The following is a 15,755-nucleotide window of genomic DNA, read 5'->3' on the forward strand; positions in this document are numbered from 1 at the left end:
GTGGTGCCGATCACTCGGCCTTCCCTGCGCGATGGTCGGACGGCTTATGCCGTGATCTCCCGGGAGCCGAACTTTCCTTCTGGCCTCCCTCGCCCCGCGAATTGGATGATGCAGTCCGCCCGGTTGGGCTCGCTCGCATCTTCGCAAGGCTTGACCGTAGCAACGACGGCCAGGACCACACGTCTTTATTTTGTCAATCGGCGAGACCCGCCGGGACTACAAAAACTCTTTGAAACAAGCACTTTTCATCTAGCCTGTTTCGGGGCGCTTCGGCGGGTTTCGTCAAATCTAGGGCCCGGCCCTAAGACTTTCAGCGTCCGCACGACAACCTGAAAGCCTCAAGGCCGAGCCCTATGGTCCACAGCCTTAGGAGCCGAAACCGAATGGATACTACCACCACCGCCACCCCTGCTGGCAAGCGCGCCCGCAACAGCAGCGTCATCCTGACCGACCGCCTCTGCCAGAAGCGCGTCGCCAAGCGGGTCAAGTTCTACGATCGCAAATGCCCCGGCCTCTATGTCAGCATCACAACGGCTGGCGTGGCGACCTTTTCGGTCAAGTTCACCGATCGGGCGACCGGTAAGCAGCGAACCGGGTGGCTCGGCCTCTATAACCCCGAGACCTTCACCGTCGAGGACGCCCGGAGCAAGGTCTATGGCCTCAAGGGCATGGGCGGCGACACCATTGCCGAGACCTTCCGCGACCGCAGAGAGCGGCAGGCCAAGCGGGGCAAGACAGTCGCCGAGATCATCGAGGAGCGGATCGAGTGGATGCAGACGCCGGTGCGGAAGGCGGACGGCGAGATGCGGCCCCGGCTGGAAAGTTGGGAGAACACCGCGAGCCACCTGCGCCGCTTCATCGGCTCGAAGTTGGGCCGGAAGATCGCCGCCGACATCACCCGAGGCGACATTCAGGCTTTGTCGGACGACATCGTGGCGGGTCGGCACGGCGGCAAGCCGTCGGTCAGCAATGCGCGTCACATGCGCAAGGCGGCGTCCGGCATGTTCCGGTGGGCGTTGCGGCGCGAGTACATCACCGCCAACCCTTGCAGTGATCTTGAGCCGCTCGACCCGGAGCATCCGCGCACCCGCGTGCTGACCGAGGACGAGATCAGGATTTTCTGGCACGGCCTCGACCGCGACGACCTGATGACCTCATGGGACCGGAGGACCCGGCTCGCGCTCAAGTTGGAGCTAACCACCATGCTGCGCTCGGCCGAACTACTCGGCGCGCAGCGCAACGAACTGATCGACCTCGACGGCGAGCAGCCGCGCCTCGACGTGCCCTTGAAGCGGGTCAAAAAACGGCGGGTGATCCAACAGCCGCTGTCGAGCCTCGCGGTGGAGATCATCAACGAGGCCTTGAAGGGCAACAACACGGATTTCGTATTCGCCAGCCCGCTCGACAACAAGCCGATGCACCGCAAGGCGATGGCCGACGCGCTGCGCGGCGACAAGCGCAAGGGCAAGGTGAGGACGCCCGGCATCTGCCAGTTGCTCGGGTTGAAGCCGTTCACGCCACACGATCTGCGGCGGACAGCGGCGACCTTGGCGGGCGATCTCGGCTTTGACGATGCGTGGATCGCGAAGTGCCTCGATCATGCGGCGAGCAAGAAGTCGGAGCAGATTGTGCCGAGCGTCACCGGCAAGGTCTACAATCACAGCAAACGAATGAAGGAAAAGCGCGCGGTGCTTGATGGCGTAGCGGCGGAGCTTCGGCGCATCATCGGCAAGCCTGCACCAACAAAACAAGCGGAAGCCGAACTGCATCTTGTCGCCTGACCAAAGGCCCCGATCCATCTATGGGTCGGGCCTTCTTTGATAACACGCAGCCAAAATGGGCGGCGAAAAGCGAACTTGCCCCTGTATCGCAGCGTTCCAATTTCGCTATAATACCTCACTTCCGAACGAAATTTTCGACGACACCGTTGATGACCGGCATAGCAAGGGTGAGAACGAACACGATCATTGTCGTTCTGCAAGTCCTGCTTGTTAGCGCAGTGACGTTTGTTGCACTTGGTGCGGCTCGCGATTTCTTTGGGCGAACAACCTTTTGGGTAGTCGGGTCAATCGTTCTTTTTCTTGCGGCTGCGGCGCTTTACCGGTTGCGAAAATAGATCAGGCCTTCCGGGACTTTTGTGGATTTTTACGACCTTAGTAATGTGTCGCTGCTTGGGGGTCCAAACGCCACCCTCGAAAACTTCATCCGTTTCGATCTTCGCTGTTATCTGAATGCCTTCTTTCATGGTGAGACGGCGTTTGCCGGTCAGGAGGTCATCCAGAAATTTCTCATCCTCCATTAGGTAGCTGAATTCCCCAAATGGCGAGATGAAGCGCCACACGCGATGCACATGAAGCAAGACCGGACTTATCAACGTAAGCCGTTCGGTTGATCGAGCCGTGCGACTTTTCGGGGAGGTCTCCACTGGCGGGATTAGGCCAGCCCTGATTTGAAACTCGGAGCGGGGGACTGGCGCGGGAGGCTTAGTGTTCGGCGCGGTGATCGTGCCGACACTCGTTATAACGTCGTCACGGTCGAGTTGTTTATACACCCGCTTGATTGGCTCACTTGCGATCTTGCCTTCTGTGACCTTCTTGCAAGCCGACGCTATGCGGTCGATTTCGGCGCTGTCCAATTGTAGGCGTTCTTCTTTTGGAAAATAGTAGTCAAGTAGCCTAGTGCTGCCCCACTGTCGGATGTCACCGACGAAGGCAATTGAGGTTCCGATTACGATCCCAAGCAGGGTCCCGCGTTGTCCATCGCGGGTCTTTAGTACCTTCAAAACCGCATTTAGAGAGAGGCTGCCTTCCGTACCGCTTTCAAATTCCAGCCTCACGTCCAAACCGGGATCGAGGACGTATGCAATCTCCTTAACGGCTTCGGAAAAGGCAGCAGCGGCTAAGCCGACCACTTCGAAATCCGCCTTCTGGCCCGGCTTTAGCTCCAGATAAAGACTGATTGTTTCTTCCAAGTTTGCCCCCGCTCCCGCAGGTAGCATATTGCGAACCTGGCAATCCTGCTAGGCCGCCCCCTACGATCCAAAGGGCGTTAGTGTCGGTAATTAGGACGAAGCCCAATCCATAGCGGCTTGCCAAATGTTCTCATTTCGTTCACGGTGGGCCGGATCGGGAGTGAGCGGACCATGGACGCCGGGCGAGACCGCGATATCATCCAGCTTTGGCACCGCCTGCGCCTCCTAGAGCGGCAGGGCCTCCCGGTTGCCGCTGTCCTTCGGCAGATTGAAAAGGCCCGGGGGGAAAGCCATGCAGCTTGATTACGTGCAGCGCGAGATCGAGCACATGCGAACCCAAGTCCAGCGGCAGCGCGGCGAAATCCGGCAGCTTCAACGGGCGGGAATTCCGACCTCGTCGGCGGAAGCTCTGTTGGATCGGATGCTCAACAAGATCGACGATCTGTGTGCCGAGCGGGACCGGCTCAAGAAAGAGCAGCCGCCGCCTGCCAAAGGCCGTGTCTTAGGTGGACGGTCATGGTGACCGAACGTCCCCAATACTACGACGACACGGACGACCATTCGCCGTGGATAAAGGCATTGGCTGAGGTCAGGATCAAGGCGACCCGCGAGGGATGGTGCTACCAACACGTTCAAGCGATCATTGTCGCGATCGATCAGTATGCTGAGGCGGCTCTCGGTAATCGCCAGTTCTTTTTGAACAGGCCTCACAGCATCGGCGGCGGCAAGAAAGACCATCTTCCCTGATCGAATAGCACGAAAGGGTGTGGGTATTTCGCCAAGGCACTGACAAGCGGACAGCAAATCAATCCCTCAATGCTATAAGGCCACCATGGAATTTCAGTTACCGCTGCTCGAAAGACCTGAGATCGAAGCTGCCATCGCGACTGTCGCGGAGGCTGAGGCCGACTTTCGCGGTGCGATCTTCACGCGGCGCGAGGTCGTGGATTTCATTCTCGACCTGGCAGGATACACTAGCGACAAGCCGCTTTACGAGTTCCGCATCCTCGAACCGTCCATGGGCGGCGGAGATTTCCTCTTCCCGATCATCGATCGCTTGTTCGAGGCGTACAATGGCTACCGCTCTAGCCGAGCCGCCAGCAATGCTGTGGACCGTCTCGGCGATTGCATCGTCGGAGTGGAAGTGCATCGCGAGACTTTCGAAAAAACCCACGCTTCGGTCTTACAATACCTACAAAGTAAGGGACTAAACGCCAAGCAAGCCAACGCGCTTTGCAAGCGATGGCTCCGCCAAGGCGACTTTCTTCTGCTGCCGCTGGACCGCAATTTTACGCACGTGGTCGGCAACCCTCCATATATTCGGCAGGAGCTCATCCCTGATGTGCTCATGGCTGAATACCGGCGGCGTTATTGCACGATCTACGATCGAGCCGATATTTATGTGCCCTTCATTGAGCAATCGCTTTCATTGCTTGCGTCGCACGGAAACTTGGCCTTCATTTGTGCGGATCGCTGGATGAAAAACCGTTACGGAGGGCCGCTGCGACGACTGATCACGGAGAAGTACCATCTCAAACATTTTGTTGACATGGTCGACACCGCAGCTTTCCACTCTGACGTGATTGCCTATCCGGCGATCGTGGTCATCGGCCAAGAGAAGCCTGCCGCTACACGCATCTCTCTGCGGCCAACCGTCGAAGCTACGAACTTACGCACCCTCGCCAAGGCCATGACGGCTCGAAAGCTCGGCAAGGACCCGCGCGTTACCGAAATACAGCATGTTGCCGTTGGAGCTGAGCCGTGGATGCTGACCGCACCGGATCAGCTTGAACTAGTTCGCAGGCTTGAGGCCGAATATCCAACTGTTGAGGAAGCCGGATGCAAAGTCGGCATCGGCGTTGCAACTGGCGCGGATCAAGTATTCATAGCTTCTTTCGACGCGTTGGATGTCGAGCCCGATCGCAAGCTACCGCTCGTTATGACCCGTGACATTCTAAGCGGATCGGTGCAGTGGCGCGGTCTTGGCGTGATCAATCCGTTCGGACCTGACGGAAAACTAGTTCCACTCTCAAAATATCCGAAGTTGGCTCGTTACCTTGATCAACACGGCGCTGCAATCAAGGCCCGACACGTCTCAAAGAAAAATCCTCAAGGCTGGTACCGAACGATCGACCGTATTTATCCGGAATTGGTTTCCGTCCCGAAGTTGCTAATCCCTGACATCAAGGGTGCGGCTCACATCGTCTATGAGCCTGGCAAGCTGTACCCGCATCACAATCTCTACTTTATCACCGCAACTCAGTGGGACCTTCACGCGCTTCAAGCCGTACTGTTGTCGGACGTAACGCGTGCATTCATCACTCTCTACTCAACAAAAATGCGCGGCGGCTATTTGCGGTTTCAGGCTCAATATCTTCGACGGCTTCGGTTGCCACATTGGGGCGATGTCCCTGCCGCGCTCAGAAAGAGCTTGATCAAAGCAGGACGATCGCGCGACGCATCGGCCTGCAATGCGGCCACTGAGCTCCTCTACAACTTAACAGCAAAGGAAAGGAAGGCCCTCGCGGCCGACCACGACGCAAATGTCGCTTGATCTTTCAAACTACGAAGCAAAAGCCAAAGAAGCAGTCAAAGTTTTTTGGGGAAATAGAGCGGCTGCCGCCGCAAAACAGCGAGAACTTGATCGGGAGGATCAGGGCGAGCGCGCTGGCGTCACCGCCGGAAAGAATATGGATGGCTTTCTCGCACTCATCCAAGACGTGGTTCGGGCGAACGGGCTGGCCGATGCTCACATGATGATGGGCCGAAGGGTGCTGTGCCTGCCCGGATTTTTTCGACCAACCAAGCTGTGGGACTTGCTCATCATCAATAAGAAACGGTTGGTTGCGGCACTTGAACTCAAATCCCAAGTCGGACCATCGTTTGGAAATAATTTCAATAACCGAACGGAAGAGGCGCTGGGAACAGCGGTCGATTTGTGGACTGCATTCCGAGAGGGTGCATTCGGCGAAGCCCCTCGTCCTTTCGTTGGTTGGTTGATGCTTGTTGAGGATGCTCCTGGCTCGCGCTCGCCAGTGCGCGATACCTCACCCCATTTTCCGCTATTTCCTGAATTTAACGGGGCATCCTATCTCGATCGGTACAATATCCTTTGCCGAAAGCTGACACAGGAACGCCTCTACACCACGGCCACCATACTCGCGTCGCCGCGCAGTGCTGCGAAAACGGGCGACTTTACTGAACTCTCGGAGTTGACTGGCCTCAAGACGTTCATCACTAGCTTTGCCGGTCATATTGCCGCCGAAGCTGCCAGATGATCAGGTCTTGTTGATTGGGCGATTGGCAGCGAGCCTTTGACGATCCGATCCCGTTGCCCGGTGGCCGCAAGCTGATCACGCTGCGCGATGCGGCCACCTACATCACGAAGCTGCCGAAGCAGGAGCATGATGCGCCGGAATGGCAGGCTGCGATCGAGGCGCTGATGCTCGTGGTCGATCTCGGCGGCCCAACCATGTTCGCCCGCATCGCAGTGGTGCGTGCGCTCAACCGCCATCACAAGCCAAGCGAGCGCCCGCGCAAAAAGCGCGCGAAGACATATAGGATCGTTCGGTGACGATGCGGATCGCAACCCTTTTGCTGCTCGCCTCAACGGTCGCGGCTTTGTCCGCCGACTTGATCGGCCAAGCCAGCATTCTCGACGGCGACACTCTCGAAATCCACGGCACGCGCATCCGCCTTTGGGGCATCGACGCGCCCGAGAGCAGCCAGCTTTGCCGGGGCCAGGACAGCCTGCAGTATCGGTGTGGCGCCAAGGCCGCGAACGACCTTGATGCGTTCATTGATGGACGCCCGGTGGACTGCATGCCGATCACGACTGATCGATACGGGCGCAGCGTGGCGGCCTGCTCGGTGGCCGGGATCGATCTTGGCGAATGGCAGGTTCGCAATGGTCTCGCGCTCGATTGGCCGCAATACTCAAAGCGCAAGTATGGGGCGGCCCAGCGTGATGCCGAGCGCGCGGCGCGCGGCATGTGGGCAGGCAGCTACGTCGAGCCGTGGCTGTATCGTGCGTGTCTGAGGCAAGGCGGCACACCGAGCGACTGCTCGGATGATGCAAATGCACATCCCTGAGGATGATCCATTAGCCGGTCGGCCGTCGCAGGGACTCTAAGAGAGCCTCAATCTCCTCTATCGCCCGTTGCGTATCAGGGTGATCGAGATCGATGCCCCGCAATTCGTCCAGCAGGGTCTCAACAAGATCGTGGGCGTCGGCATAATCCGGCGCGTCGGCGCGCACAACGTGTAGAAGCATCGCGTAGCAGATCAGGGTCGGATTGTAGCTGTGCCCCAGCTCGGCCAGCAAGTCATGAGGAACGCCATCAATGGTCGCGGCCATCTTGCGCATGATCAGCGCAGGGCGCTTGTCACTCCAGCCACCCATGCGTTCGGCCATGTCGGTGAACAGATCAACCATCTCGGCGCGCAGCGTTTCTTCGCTGTCGATGCCGCTGGTGTCGGCAAGAACTGCGATGATCTCGGTTGACTTGGGCATGATCCTATCCCGACCCGGAAGGTAGCCAGCAAAAAGCCGCCGGGTATCCCCGGCGGCCAAAAGCACCTTGCGACGCTTTTCCTTGCCTTGCCTCGCCTCGCCTTGCCAAGCTTTGGGCTGCGGCTGCCAAGCCGTGCGTTGCGTAGCCTTGCTATGCGCTGCCGTGCCTGCCTTGCCTTGCCCTGCCTTGTGGGTTGTTGCCCGACTTTCGCTGACCTGATTGACGCTGGCCCCGAAGGGCGCTGGTGCTTTCCGGTGCTGGTGGTGCGGGACACCCGCTCGAACAACCCGGCGTGATGCAACACCCGTTCAAAGCGGATGTCTAGCAGACTAACGGTTGCTTCCAAATTTGGGCGTCCGAAACGGTTGCATCCAGAGTGAAATTTGCTAGCGGCATCAATGCGGACATCTATCGGGAAAAATTTTCGAACGAAGAACGGCGGCCAACTGCGGCGAGACTTCGGCGAAGATGACTTAAGGGTCGCGGACATAACGTTGCTCGGGTCCTACCGGCGCGAGAGAGAATCGCGGGGACGCGCGACGGCTCCCTTCGAGGATATTTCGTCCGGATGATTTTCGGGTTTGATTTGATAGGAGCGCCGCCTGTGCGTTTTACCGGCGAGGGCTACTCCGGGGCGAGCTTGCCGGTAAACGCCGGTAAACGGCTCCTACCCGATTTACCGGGGCAAAGAGCAAGTGGCGGTCGCTTCGGTAAGAGAAGTCCCGACGACTGCACACACTCATGAGGTCGGGTCAGTGGACCGTGGCGGACTTGATGTGCTCAGCCCGAGTTCTTCGCATTTTGACCCAAAGGCGACTCTTTGCCCCATCAACCTGCCGTGCAAGCGCCATCCGTCTCGATGATATGCGCGCAATGAGGTAAAGTACTGCCGGATGACGTTGCGGCGCAATAATGAAAGCAACCGTCAATGGCATGGCACCCCAATATTCGCTACGGCACCGAAAGATATCCCGAGAAGGTCGCTCGCCGGCTGCGCGGATTCAACATCGCAGTGTGGCTTGCGTCCTTAATTCCAGCGAGCATGGCATTCGTCCGCTTCCTCGATGGGAAGTGGAAGGTCGGCGTCGCGGATATTCTCGTGGCAACAACGTACGCTTCAATGCCCCTACTTCATCGATATGGACCGATTACAGCACCGCTCGTGTTTGTGGCCGTCTCATATGCGGTTATTCTCTGGGTCACTTCACTGGTTGGCACGAGCGGGGCGACGCAAATTGGCTATTTCACTGCAACCGCGCTGAGTATCTTAATCATCGGGACCGAGCGTTATTTCATTACCATCATCCTCGGGATCGTCTCAGTCTCGTTGATCTTGCTCGTAGAAATAAGCTTGCCGCGCGATACCGGCTTCGTTTCGCCTTCGATGCTCTTTCTCACAAATTTCAGCGCGAGCATCGTTCTCAATTCAGCCCTCCTCTACGGCATTATCTTTTATGCCGTGTGGCAAATGGAACGAGCCGAAGAAGCTGCGGAACGGGAGCGTGAGCGCTCCGATGCCTTGCTGGCCAACATTCTTCCAGCCAAGGTCGCAGATCGATTGAAGGAACGGCCGGGCACGATTATCGCCGACTCTTATGCCGAAGCGTCCATCCTATTTGCCGACATGGCAAGCTTCACGCTCCGTGCAGCCGACACAACGCCGGAAGAACTTGTGAGCTTCTTGAACCGCGTATTTTCCCAACTCGATGGTCTGGTCGAACAGCACGAGCTGGAAAAGATTAAGACCTCCGGCGACGCCTACATGGTAGTTGGCGGAGTGCCCGCAGGGAGACCCGATCACCTACACGCGCTCGCCGGGCTAGCACTCGATATGCGCGAGGCTTTGGCGGGTCTCGTTGATGGAAAGGGTCGTGCGGTGCCGGTGCGGATTGGTGTTGCCACCGGTCCTGTTGTAGCGGGCGTAGTTGGTACCCGAAAGTTCTTCTACGACGTTTGGGGCGATGCCGTGAACGTCGCCTCGCGTATGGAGTCGACGGGTATTCCCGGCCGGATTCAAGTTACCGACAAAGCATACGAGGGCCTAAAGGACGACTTCAGCTTCGAGAGGCGCGGCCCAATAGATATCAAGGGAAAAGGCGAAATGCAGACGTGGTTCTTGATTGGCCGCAAAGCATCGGCCGGCCGCTTCGATCCGGTAGTCGTCGCGTGACCTTCTTGCTGCAACGCGACTGACCTGAAGGCAGAATGGTGTCGGCTCCGCTTATGGCCGGAAGCGGCAGTCGTGAAATGTCAGCTCTTGCGCCGTTGTTGGACGTTAAGCGGACATAGCCCGCTCTTGCGAGGGGCTGCACTCGACAGATACGCGGCGAACAGGAAGTGGAGCAACCGCCTGTCCGCCGCGCCAACTGCGCCGCCCGCCCATGCGCGAAACCGACGGCGCATTGCGGAAACCTAGCCTACTTCCTTGCTGGACGCGGCGATCACTGTCGCCCCGAGCAACGCCTGCGGATCGAGATCAGGCCGGTGCATGATCGGCACGCCGTCGGCCGCTTGACGCCAACATAGCTCGGCTTCCTCGCGCTCGAGGCTCAGACGATCGGCGAGGATTTCCGCTTCCGCCTGGCGGCGCTGATCGGCGTCAAGAGCGTTGGCATCGTCGGCCGTCGTGTCGATCTCGCGGTCGAGGGCAGCGATCAGCGTGTCTTGATGCAACCATGCGAGCAGCGACAACACGTCCGGGACTTCTCCGAACCCGATCGCTTCCGGCGCGCTGTTGAGAATTCGAACCGGAACGTTGCGTGTTGCGAACACGACCGGCTCGCCGTGATCGACGAGGTGATGCGCCGTCGGACGGCCCGCTTCGGCCAGCGCCGCGATCTGTGCCCGCATCCGCTCTCGCGCGAGCCCGGACGGCCATGGCGACGCGCGTGTCCGATCGAGATCGGCCTGTAATTCCCGCCAACGACGGCGCAAGCGCTCGACGGCATCGGCGATGCTCTCGCCCTTTTTCAGTTGAGGCTCGATCGGCGGATGCATCGCAATCATCATACCGATGGGCACGGCTTTGATCCACGTCTCCGCCGCGTCGACCAACGTCGAAAGAACGCGCCTCCGCGCCGCGTGCTGCTCCTCCAACCGCTTGAGCCGCCCAAGCTCGGCTTCTTGCTTGGTCAGCGCCGCCCGCTCGACCGTGACGAGTGGATCGTCGTCGTCCAAGTCGTAGCCGGGCTCGGTGAGGCCTCTGCCCACGCCGCGCGGGGCGCGCAGTTGGGAGATGCGATTGCGGCGGCGCTGGACCTCTGTATGCAGTTCTTGCCACTGTTCGAAAGCGGTGCGAGCCAAAACAGCCGCCTCTTCGCGCTCTTGCCGCAGCCTGTGCAGCCGCTCTGCGGCTGGCTCGGGCAGCGCATCGACCACATCACCGGTCGTCGGAAAAAGAACCGTGGGTGTGAAGCCGGGAACGATGCCCGCGTGCAGCGGCGACCCGGCAGGCGCAACGGGAAAGCCGGAATTCTGAGATGGCGTCATGACGGCCTCGTGCTCAATGATCGATGACGCGATCAAACACCACTCTGTTTGCAATGAAATCCGGGTAGCTCGTTGCGGAAGTTAGTCGCGCTGTGTTGCCGGGGAGCGGGAAAGGATTTGACTGATCCTCGACGCCTTCGGATGCACCGGCCACGCCTTCAAAATGCGCCACAGCAATTGTCGACGAGGGTCGCAGTGCGGGCATAGGGACGCGGCGCGTGCGTTGCGCCATGCGCTGCCCTCGTATCGCGCAAGGTCGCGAGCGACGCATTGCGACTGCTCGTTTCGGCTGCGCTGCGGGTAATACCGCCGCGCATATTCCCGGATCAGATCGTCCCGCTCGGCGAGGGCCGCCCGCGTCGCCCACGAGCGCTCGCCGGGCTTGACCCGGAGTGCTTCCGCTAATCGCGCTGCATCGGCTGCATCGAGTGAGCCGTCGCGCAGGGCTGTCAGGGATGAGGGATCGAGGCGCAGCGGGGCGGTCATTCGATGGCTTCGGGATTAGAAAAGGAAATATCCGAACCGAACAACGATCGCCCGCACGGCGGAAGGCTGCGCGGTTTCCGATTATCGCTCTTGCCGCTACGAACGCGATCGATCAACTCCGCTAGGGCGGCGTCGCTGTTCGGGAGCGGCTCGCCATACATATATGCGAGCCGCTCTGCGCGCGCCTGTTTGTTGGCGGCGTCATCAAGCCGGACAATCGTTTCAATTGACCAAGGCGCATCGCCGATCACATCGCAGACCGCATTGCCCCATTCTCTCATGATTTCCGCCCGGCGCACTTGTAACCAACACTCGACCTGTTCGTATTCCAGTTTATCGGCCATTGGATGTCCTCCTTTGCGCAGTTCACTCAATCCGGATCGGCGCAGTCATGCGCGATCACCCATCTCCCTAAAAGTCGGAGGGATCGGTGGTCCGAACAGAACACCACCCCTAGGGTGGTGGATGTTCGTTCGGCCCTCCTCCGAACTCCCTTGCGAACAGGTTCGAACAATTCGCCGAACAATGTTCGGGGCAATCTGTGCTGAGTTTTCAGAGGCTTACTCATAGCGCCCGTCCGGCTGTTCGGATGTGTTCGGCTCGTTTGAACCGCGCTCTTTGGGGTGTTCGCCCGAACAAGCCTGTTCGGCTGCTTTCTTGCCCTCCACGGTGAGGGTGATCACGCCGCGTTTGATAGCGATCAGCCCGTCCTTTCTGAGCGCTTTCAGGATGCGGCTGACCTGCACGTGGTATGGTTCGCCATTGCGAAGCATCCAGCCGAGACGCCGCGCGAGATCGGCCTTGCTGGCCTTCCCATTGGCGGGGTCGCACAGCGCAACGAGCAATTCGTCCTCCTTGCTGCGCGTCGCCTTTGCGATCTCATTCCGGGCTTCCTCTGACAGCGCCGATGCAACAACGGTGGGGATCAGCCGCCCCTTGCTGTCCTTGAGCCGTTCGTGCGTCACCGTGCGAAGTTGAAAGTGCATCGGCGCGAAGTCCGGGCCACGGAACTTGCCTTGCGTCGAGAGTTCGACGCCAACTGCGTTAGCGCAAGCAGTGAGGTTGCCGTCAACTTCGGCCAGGAACGCACCGCCGCCGCGCGGAATGAGATTATCGTCGGCAGCGTTCTTGACCGGGTGGCAGGCGGCGATCACGCATGGATTTCCCGGCATGCCAGTGAGGCTGCGCAAGCGGCGCGCATGGTCGCCATGCTGCTTATTGTCGTTCTCGGCATCACCTTCGAAATAGGCGGCGCTAGTGTCGACAATGATGAGGCTGACTTCGCCGATTCGCTCGATCTCGGCGCGCACGCGCGAGAGCATCTCGGATATCTTGAACGTGCCGGGGATGAAGAACACTTCGACTTGGTCTAGCTCGAAGCCCATCTGTTGCGCCAATGCGATCCAGCGCATGCGGACATCGTCGGCATTTTCGCCCGCGAAATAGAGAACGCATCCGCGCTCGACGGAGCGGTCGCCTATGGCTCTGCGTTCGGCGACATGCGCGGCGAGCAAAAGCATGATCGCGGTCTTACCCGCGCCGGTCTTGCCGGTAAGACTGTAGAGGAAGCGCCGTTGAAGAATGCCCTCGAGCACGTAGTCCGGCGGAATGAAGTCGGCAACGAATTCTGCGCTAGATAGGATTAGAGAGGCGGGTCGGTATAGCTTGGCGCAGTCACTTCGGGCACGAACGGCGTCGGTCCCTTCGGTGCGCTGCGTGTCGTTGATATCGACTTTCACGGCAGGCCCTCCATCCGGACCTCGATCCCGCGCCGGTCGAGCCGCTCCGCGAGGCCGATCGAACCGTTCCGACCGGCCTTGTCGGCGTGCGCATAAACAGTCGCCGCCTCGATGTAGTCAGGGATCATGTCGGCGAGCGCAGGCATATGGCCCGCAAAACCTGCGGCCCACGCGCCGAGACCCGTCGCCTGATGTGCGGTCAAGGCGTCCTCGATACCTTCGGTGACCGCCAGGCCGAGCAGGTTGTTCGGTGGCGCGAGCACGATCGGCAGGTTCTCGGGACTGCCGACGATGAGCTTCTGCCTGTCCACGTCCGCCTTGCCACTGCCGTCGGCGCGCAGCAGCGTGAGATGCACGGCCTCGACGTTGCGTGGCTCGCCGAGTAGCCCCGGCTCAATCTCGGGCGGAGGCAGCGCGAACGCAGCGACCATGGCCGGGTGGTGCTCGGGCTTGCGCTGTGGCAAGAACGCGAGCGTCGGCGGCAGCGGGCAGATGATGCCGCGCACCTCGCGCAGATAGCGCTCGGCGATGGTGCCGCCGATCGGCTGGCGCTGCGACCACAGCCAACGCGCCTTGTCGTGTTGCTGGCACTGTTCTTCCGCCTCGCGCGCTTCGCGCTCGATCCGCTCGCGCTCCAATCGTTCGCGGCGCTCGATGGCCTGCTGCTCACGGGCGCGGCGCTCGTCGTCGGTTTCCGTCCTGCCATCGGGCGGCGGCCCGGCAAGCGTCTCGACCGCGCGCAGGAAATCGCAGCCATCGAGGAACTGAACGAGAGCAATCGCGTCGCCGCCACTGGCCCGGCAGCCGCGACAATGAAAGACACCGCCATTGCCCTTCGCAAGGGAAACGGCGAAGCGATCTCGGCCGCCGCAGTTCGGACACGGCCCTGCGAGATGGCCGTTGCGACCCTTCAAGGCTTTTATGATGCCGCGCTCCTGCAAGACCGACGCGGTGGTCACGCTGCGGGCGCGCTCGATCCAGTCATCAAGGGCGGTGAACTTGCCGGGCATACTTCATGGCCTCTTGCGAGACGCACCGACCCGGCATAATTTCGGCACCGTGACGACGGCCCGACCGTGCCCGGTCGGCAGATTTGTGAAGCGCCGCCCCTGCCGGGGCGGCGTTTTTTTATGTTGCGTTGGCTTCGGTCTGCCCGGACTTGCGCGATCGGCGCGCCTTCGTGCTTGGTCCGAGCAACCGCTTCACTTCGGCGTCCCAAGATGCTTTCGGCACGATCAAGAGCTTGAGGCCGACGCGCCGCGCAGGGATTACGCCAACTTGAGCGGCCCGATAGGCGGCCGACCGGCCGAGCCCAATCATGCGGCCCGCCGTTTCAACCGAATAACCGAGTTGGCCGCGAATGCTGCGGCAGTTGACTTTTGATTGTGCCATTGGCGCGCCTCTCTTCCATGCAGAGCGAGGGGAAAGCTAACACCAATTTTGGGTATGGACAAGGTGGAATATGGGGACTAACGTTTATGCCGCTTCGTCCGGAATATCCAGCCGAAAAGGGAAGCGCCTTCCATGGCCCCTCGTCGCAAGAACGCTATCGTCGCATCCACTCAGAGCCGCGAATACAAGGTCAGATTGCCGGAAGATGTGGCGCAGCGGATTGAGACCAAAGCCAAAGCCGAGGGCCGCCCCCAAAACCGGGTGATCATCAACGAGCTTGCCGCCTTCCCTGATCTGGAGCAGCAGGCCAAGCTCGGGCAACTGGTCAGGGATATGGACGTCACGCTTGCGCGGTATAGCGCACGGATCGTCACCGCTGATCTGACCGACGACTTGCTGCGCACGCTGCGCGAGATGACGCAGACAGATGACGCTAACAGCGGCAGCGTATGGCGGGCGAGGTCCGCCAAGTTGCGCGTGATCCTCGCCGAAATTGAGAAGCACGCGCGGGGCTCAAAGAACAAGTAAGAGTTGGCGTGAGGGAGTTGGTTCAATGATCGATCGCAAAGCGAAACCGATCGCCCCGAGCGGTGCCGATCCCGTTGAGTTGGACGACAGCGGCGCTTCGCCGGTCGATACGGCGGGGTCTCGACGCGAGCACGATCCCGACGAGCCGCGCCAGATGATCAACGAGGAAATGCTTCTGCGGCTCGTTCCGATCGGGCGAGCCACGCTTTATCGGATGATGCGAGATGGCACTTTTCCCAAGGGGACTTTCGTAAGCCCGAACAGAAGGCTTTGGCTCTCGTCCGAGATCGCGCGCTGGCAGCGCGAGGTTGACGCGTTTGTTCCGAACCGTCGGCGGGGCAAGGGGCGCGGCCGTCGTGCTTCGGGCAGCTCCGACTAGCGCCTATCCGTGAGACCGGGGCCTATTAGGGCCCGCCTCATTCGGGCGGGCCTTCTTCTTTGTCGGCGAGCATCACCTAAGCCATTGGTCTCTTTACGCTTTATCTATTCTTGGATTAACAGAAGCAAGCCTTGCGACAAGGACCACACGGTTTTGCCGTACGCACGGCCCGCCATGTCGCCGCAGTTTTTCCAGCCCTGTCGACGAAGCCGGAAACTTGCAAGACGAGACGAAGCCTAGCAGCGCCGCTCGTCCGC

Annotated in this window: 17 protein-coding genes; 10 read left to right on the forward strand and 7 right to left on the reverse strand. The window is 60.0% G+C overall.

Going from position 1 to position 15,755, the window contains the following annotated elements:
- The first annotated feature begins 668 nt into the window (after positions 1-668).
- Positions 669-1,781, forward strand: coding sequence for a tyrosine-type recombinase/integrase (locus UNPA324_RS05610; protein WP_246667123.1), 1,113 nt, complete (start codon positions 669-671; stop codon positions 1,779-1,781).
- Positions 1,782-2,065: 284 nt separating this feature from the next.
- Here the strand turns inward: UNPA324_RS05610 and UNPA324_RS05615 are convergent, their stop codons facing one another.
- A complete protein-coding gene (locus UNPA324_RS05615) occupies positions 2,066-2,971 on the reverse strand; it encodes a hypothetical protein (protein WP_141933910.1) in 906 nt (301 codons plus the stop codon).
- Between the two features lie 247 nt (positions 2,972-3,218).
- On the opposite strand from UNPA324_RS05615, the gene UNPA324_RS05620 reads away from it, so the two are divergent.
- The 6 genes from UNPA324_RS05620 to UNPA324_RS05645 all read left to right on the forward strand — a co-directional run bounded on the left by UNPA324_RS05620 (position 3,219) and on the right by UNPA324_RS05645 (position 7,063).
- Positions 3,219-3,494 (forward strand): hypothetical protein, encoded by a 276-nt coding sequence (locus UNPA324_RS05620; RefSeq protein ID WP_349630196.1) that lies wholly within the window; start codon positions 3,219-3,221, stop codon positions 3,492-3,494.
- Entirely contained in the window at positions 3,488-3,718 is a 231-nt protein-coding gene (locus tag UNPA324_RS05625; RefSeq protein WP_141933913.1) for a hypothetical protein, read from the forward strand. Before UNPA324_RS05620 ends, UNPA324_RS05625 begins: the two co-directional genes overlap by 7 nt.
- A gap of 85 nt (positions 3,719-3,803) precedes the next feature.
- Entirely contained in the window at positions 3,804-5,525 is a 1,722-nt protein-coding gene (locus tag UNPA324_RS05630; protein WP_141933914.1) for an Eco57I restriction-modification methylase domain-containing protein, read from the forward strand.
- Positions 5,515-6,249, forward strand: coding sequence for a PaeR7I family type II restriction endonuclease (locus UNPA324_RS05635; protein WP_141933916.1), 735 nt, complete (start codon positions 5,515-5,517; stop codon positions 6,247-6,249). Before UNPA324_RS05630 ends, UNPA324_RS05635 begins: the two co-directional genes overlap by 11 nt.
- Before the next feature lie 14 nt (positions 6,250-6,263).
- Complete coding sequence (locus UNPA324_RS05640; protein ID WP_141933918.1) at positions 6,264-6,545, forward strand: hypothetical protein; 282 nt, start codon at positions 6,264-6,266, stop codon at positions 6,543-6,545.
- Between the two features lie 2 nt (positions 6,546-6,547).
- Positions 6,548-7,063 (forward strand): thermonuclease family protein, encoded by a 516-nt coding sequence (locus UNPA324_RS05645; protein ID WP_141938720.1) that lies wholly within the window; start codon positions 6,548-6,550, stop codon positions 7,061-7,063.
- A gap of 10 nt (positions 7,064-7,073) precedes the next feature.
- Here UNPA324_RS05645 and UNPA324_RS05650 read toward each other — a convergent pair whose 3' ends face one another.
- Complete coding sequence (locus UNPA324_RS05650; protein WP_141933920.1) at positions 7,074-7,484, reverse strand: hypothetical protein; 411 nt, start codon at positions 7,482-7,484, stop codon at positions 7,074-7,076.
- Between the two features lie 929 nt (positions 7,485-8,413).
- On the opposite strand from UNPA324_RS05650, the gene UNPA324_RS05655 reads away from it, so the two are divergent.
- Positions 8,414-9,655 (forward strand): adenylate/guanylate cyclase domain-containing protein, encoded by a 1,242-nt coding sequence (locus tag UNPA324_RS05655; protein WP_141933922.1) that lies wholly within the window; start codon positions 8,414-8,416, stop codon positions 9,653-9,655.
- Positions 9,656-9,897: 242 nt separating this feature from the next.
- Here UNPA324_RS05655 and UNPA324_RS05660 read toward each other — a convergent pair whose 3' ends face one another.
- The 5 genes from UNPA324_RS05660 to UNPA324_RS05680 all read right to left on the reverse strand — a co-directional run bounded on the left by UNPA324_RS05660 (position 9,898) and on the right by UNPA324_RS05680 (position 14,209).
- Positions 9,898-11,010, reverse strand: coding sequence for a hypothetical protein (locus UNPA324_RS05660; RefSeq protein ID WP_141933924.1), 1,113 nt, complete (start codon positions 11,008-11,010; stop codon positions 9,898-9,900).
- A 45-nt stretch (positions 11,011-11,055) separates the two neighbouring features.
- Positions 11,056-11,460, reverse strand: a complete 405-nt coding sequence (locus UNPA324_RS05665; RefSeq protein WP_141933926.1) for a hypothetical protein — start codon at positions 11,458-11,460, stop codon at positions 11,056-11,058.
- Positions 11,457-11,804, reverse strand: a complete 348-nt coding sequence (locus tag UNPA324_RS05670; RefSeq protein ID WP_141933928.1) for a hypothetical protein — start codon at positions 11,802-11,804, stop codon at positions 11,457-11,459. The genes UNPA324_RS05665 and UNPA324_RS05670 overlap by 4 nt, the downstream gene beginning before the upstream one ends.
- Before the next feature lie 216 nt (positions 11,805-12,020).
- Complete coding sequence (locus UNPA324_RS05675; protein ID WP_141933929.1) at positions 12,021-13,199, reverse strand: AAA family ATPase; 1,179 nt, start codon at positions 13,197-13,199, stop codon at positions 12,021-12,023.
- Positions 13,196-14,209: a DUF7146 domain-containing protein gene (locus tag UNPA324_RS05680; RefSeq protein ID WP_141933931.1), complete on the reverse strand. Its 1,014-nt coding sequence runs from the start codon at positions 14,207-14,209 to the stop codon at positions 13,196-13,198. The genes UNPA324_RS05675 and UNPA324_RS05680 overlap by 4 nt, the downstream gene beginning before the upstream one ends.
- A gap of 514 nt (positions 14,210-14,723) precedes the next feature.
- Here UNPA324_RS05680 and UNPA324_RS05685 point away from each other — a divergent pair.
- Entirely contained in the window at positions 14,724-15,119 is a 396-nt protein-coding gene (locus UNPA324_RS05685) for a hypothetical protein (protein WP_141933934.1), read from the forward strand.
- Positions 15,120-15,144: 25 nt separating this feature from the next.
- A complete protein-coding gene (locus tag UNPA324_RS05690; RefSeq protein ID WP_141933936.1) occupies positions 15,145-15,498 on the forward strand; it encodes a helix-turn-helix transcriptional regulator in 354 nt (117 codons plus the stop codon).
- Positions 15,499-15,755: the final 257 nt, after the last annotated feature.

This window comes from Bradyrhizobium sp. UNPA324, from assembly GCF_006658635.1.
Taxonomy (GTDB): domain Bacteria; phylum Pseudomonadota; class Alphaproteobacteria; order Rhizobiales; family Xanthobacteraceae; genus Bradyrhizobium; species Bradyrhizobium nanningense.

What these genes read in the sequence shown, in the direction of transcription:
- UNPA324_RS05610 (WP_246667123.1), top strand. Translation starts at nt 669, where the DNA reads ATGGGCGGCGACACCATTGCCGAGACCTTCCGCGACCGCAGAGAGCGG.
- UNPA324_RS05625 (WP_141933913.1), top strand. Translation starts at nt 3,488, where the DNA reads ATGGTGACCGAACGTCCCCAATACTACGACGACACGGACGACCATTCG.
- UNPA324_RS05630 (WP_141933914.1), top strand. Translation starts at nt 3,804, where the DNA reads ATGGAATTTCAGTTACCGCTGCTCGAAAGACCTGAGATCGAAGCTGCC.
- UNPA324_RS05635 (WP_141933916.1), top strand. Translation starts at nt 5,515, where the DNA reads ATGTCGCTTGATCTTTCAAACTACGAAGCAAAAGCCAAAGAAGCAGTC.
- UNPA324_RS05645 (WP_141938720.1), top strand. Translation starts at nt 6,548, where the DNA reads ATGCGGATCGCAACCCTTTTGCTGCTCGCCTCAACGGTCGCGGCTTTG.
- UNPA324_RS05650 (WP_141933920.1), bottom strand. Translation starts at nt 7,484, where the DNA reads ATGCCCAAGTCAACCGAGATCATCGCAGTTCTTGCCGACACCAGCGGC.
- UNPA324_RS05655 (WP_141933922.1), top strand. Translation starts at nt 8,414, where the DNA reads ATGGCATGGCACCCCAATATTCGCTACGGCACCGAAAGATATCCCGAG.
- UNPA324_RS05665 (WP_141933926.1), bottom strand. Translation starts at nt 11,460, where the DNA reads ATGACCGCCCCGCTGCGCCTCGATCCCTCATCCCTGACAGCCCTGCGC.
- UNPA324_RS05670 (WP_141933928.1), bottom strand. Translation starts at nt 11,804, where the DNA reads ATGGCCGATAAACTGGAATACGAACAGGTCGAGTGTTGGTTACAAGTG.
- UNPA324_RS05680 (WP_141933931.1), bottom strand. Translation starts at nt 14,209, where the DNA reads ATGCCCGGCAAGTTCACCGCCCTTGATGACTGGATCGAGCGCGCCCGC.
- UNPA324_RS05685 (WP_141933934.1), top strand. Translation starts at nt 14,724, where the DNA reads ATGGCCCCTCGTCGCAAGAACGCTATCGTCGCATCCACTCAGAGCCGC.
- UNPA324_RS05690 (WP_141933936.1), top strand. Translation starts at nt 15,145, where the DNA reads ATGATCGATCGCAAAGCGAAACCGATCGCCCCGAGCGGTGCCGATCCC.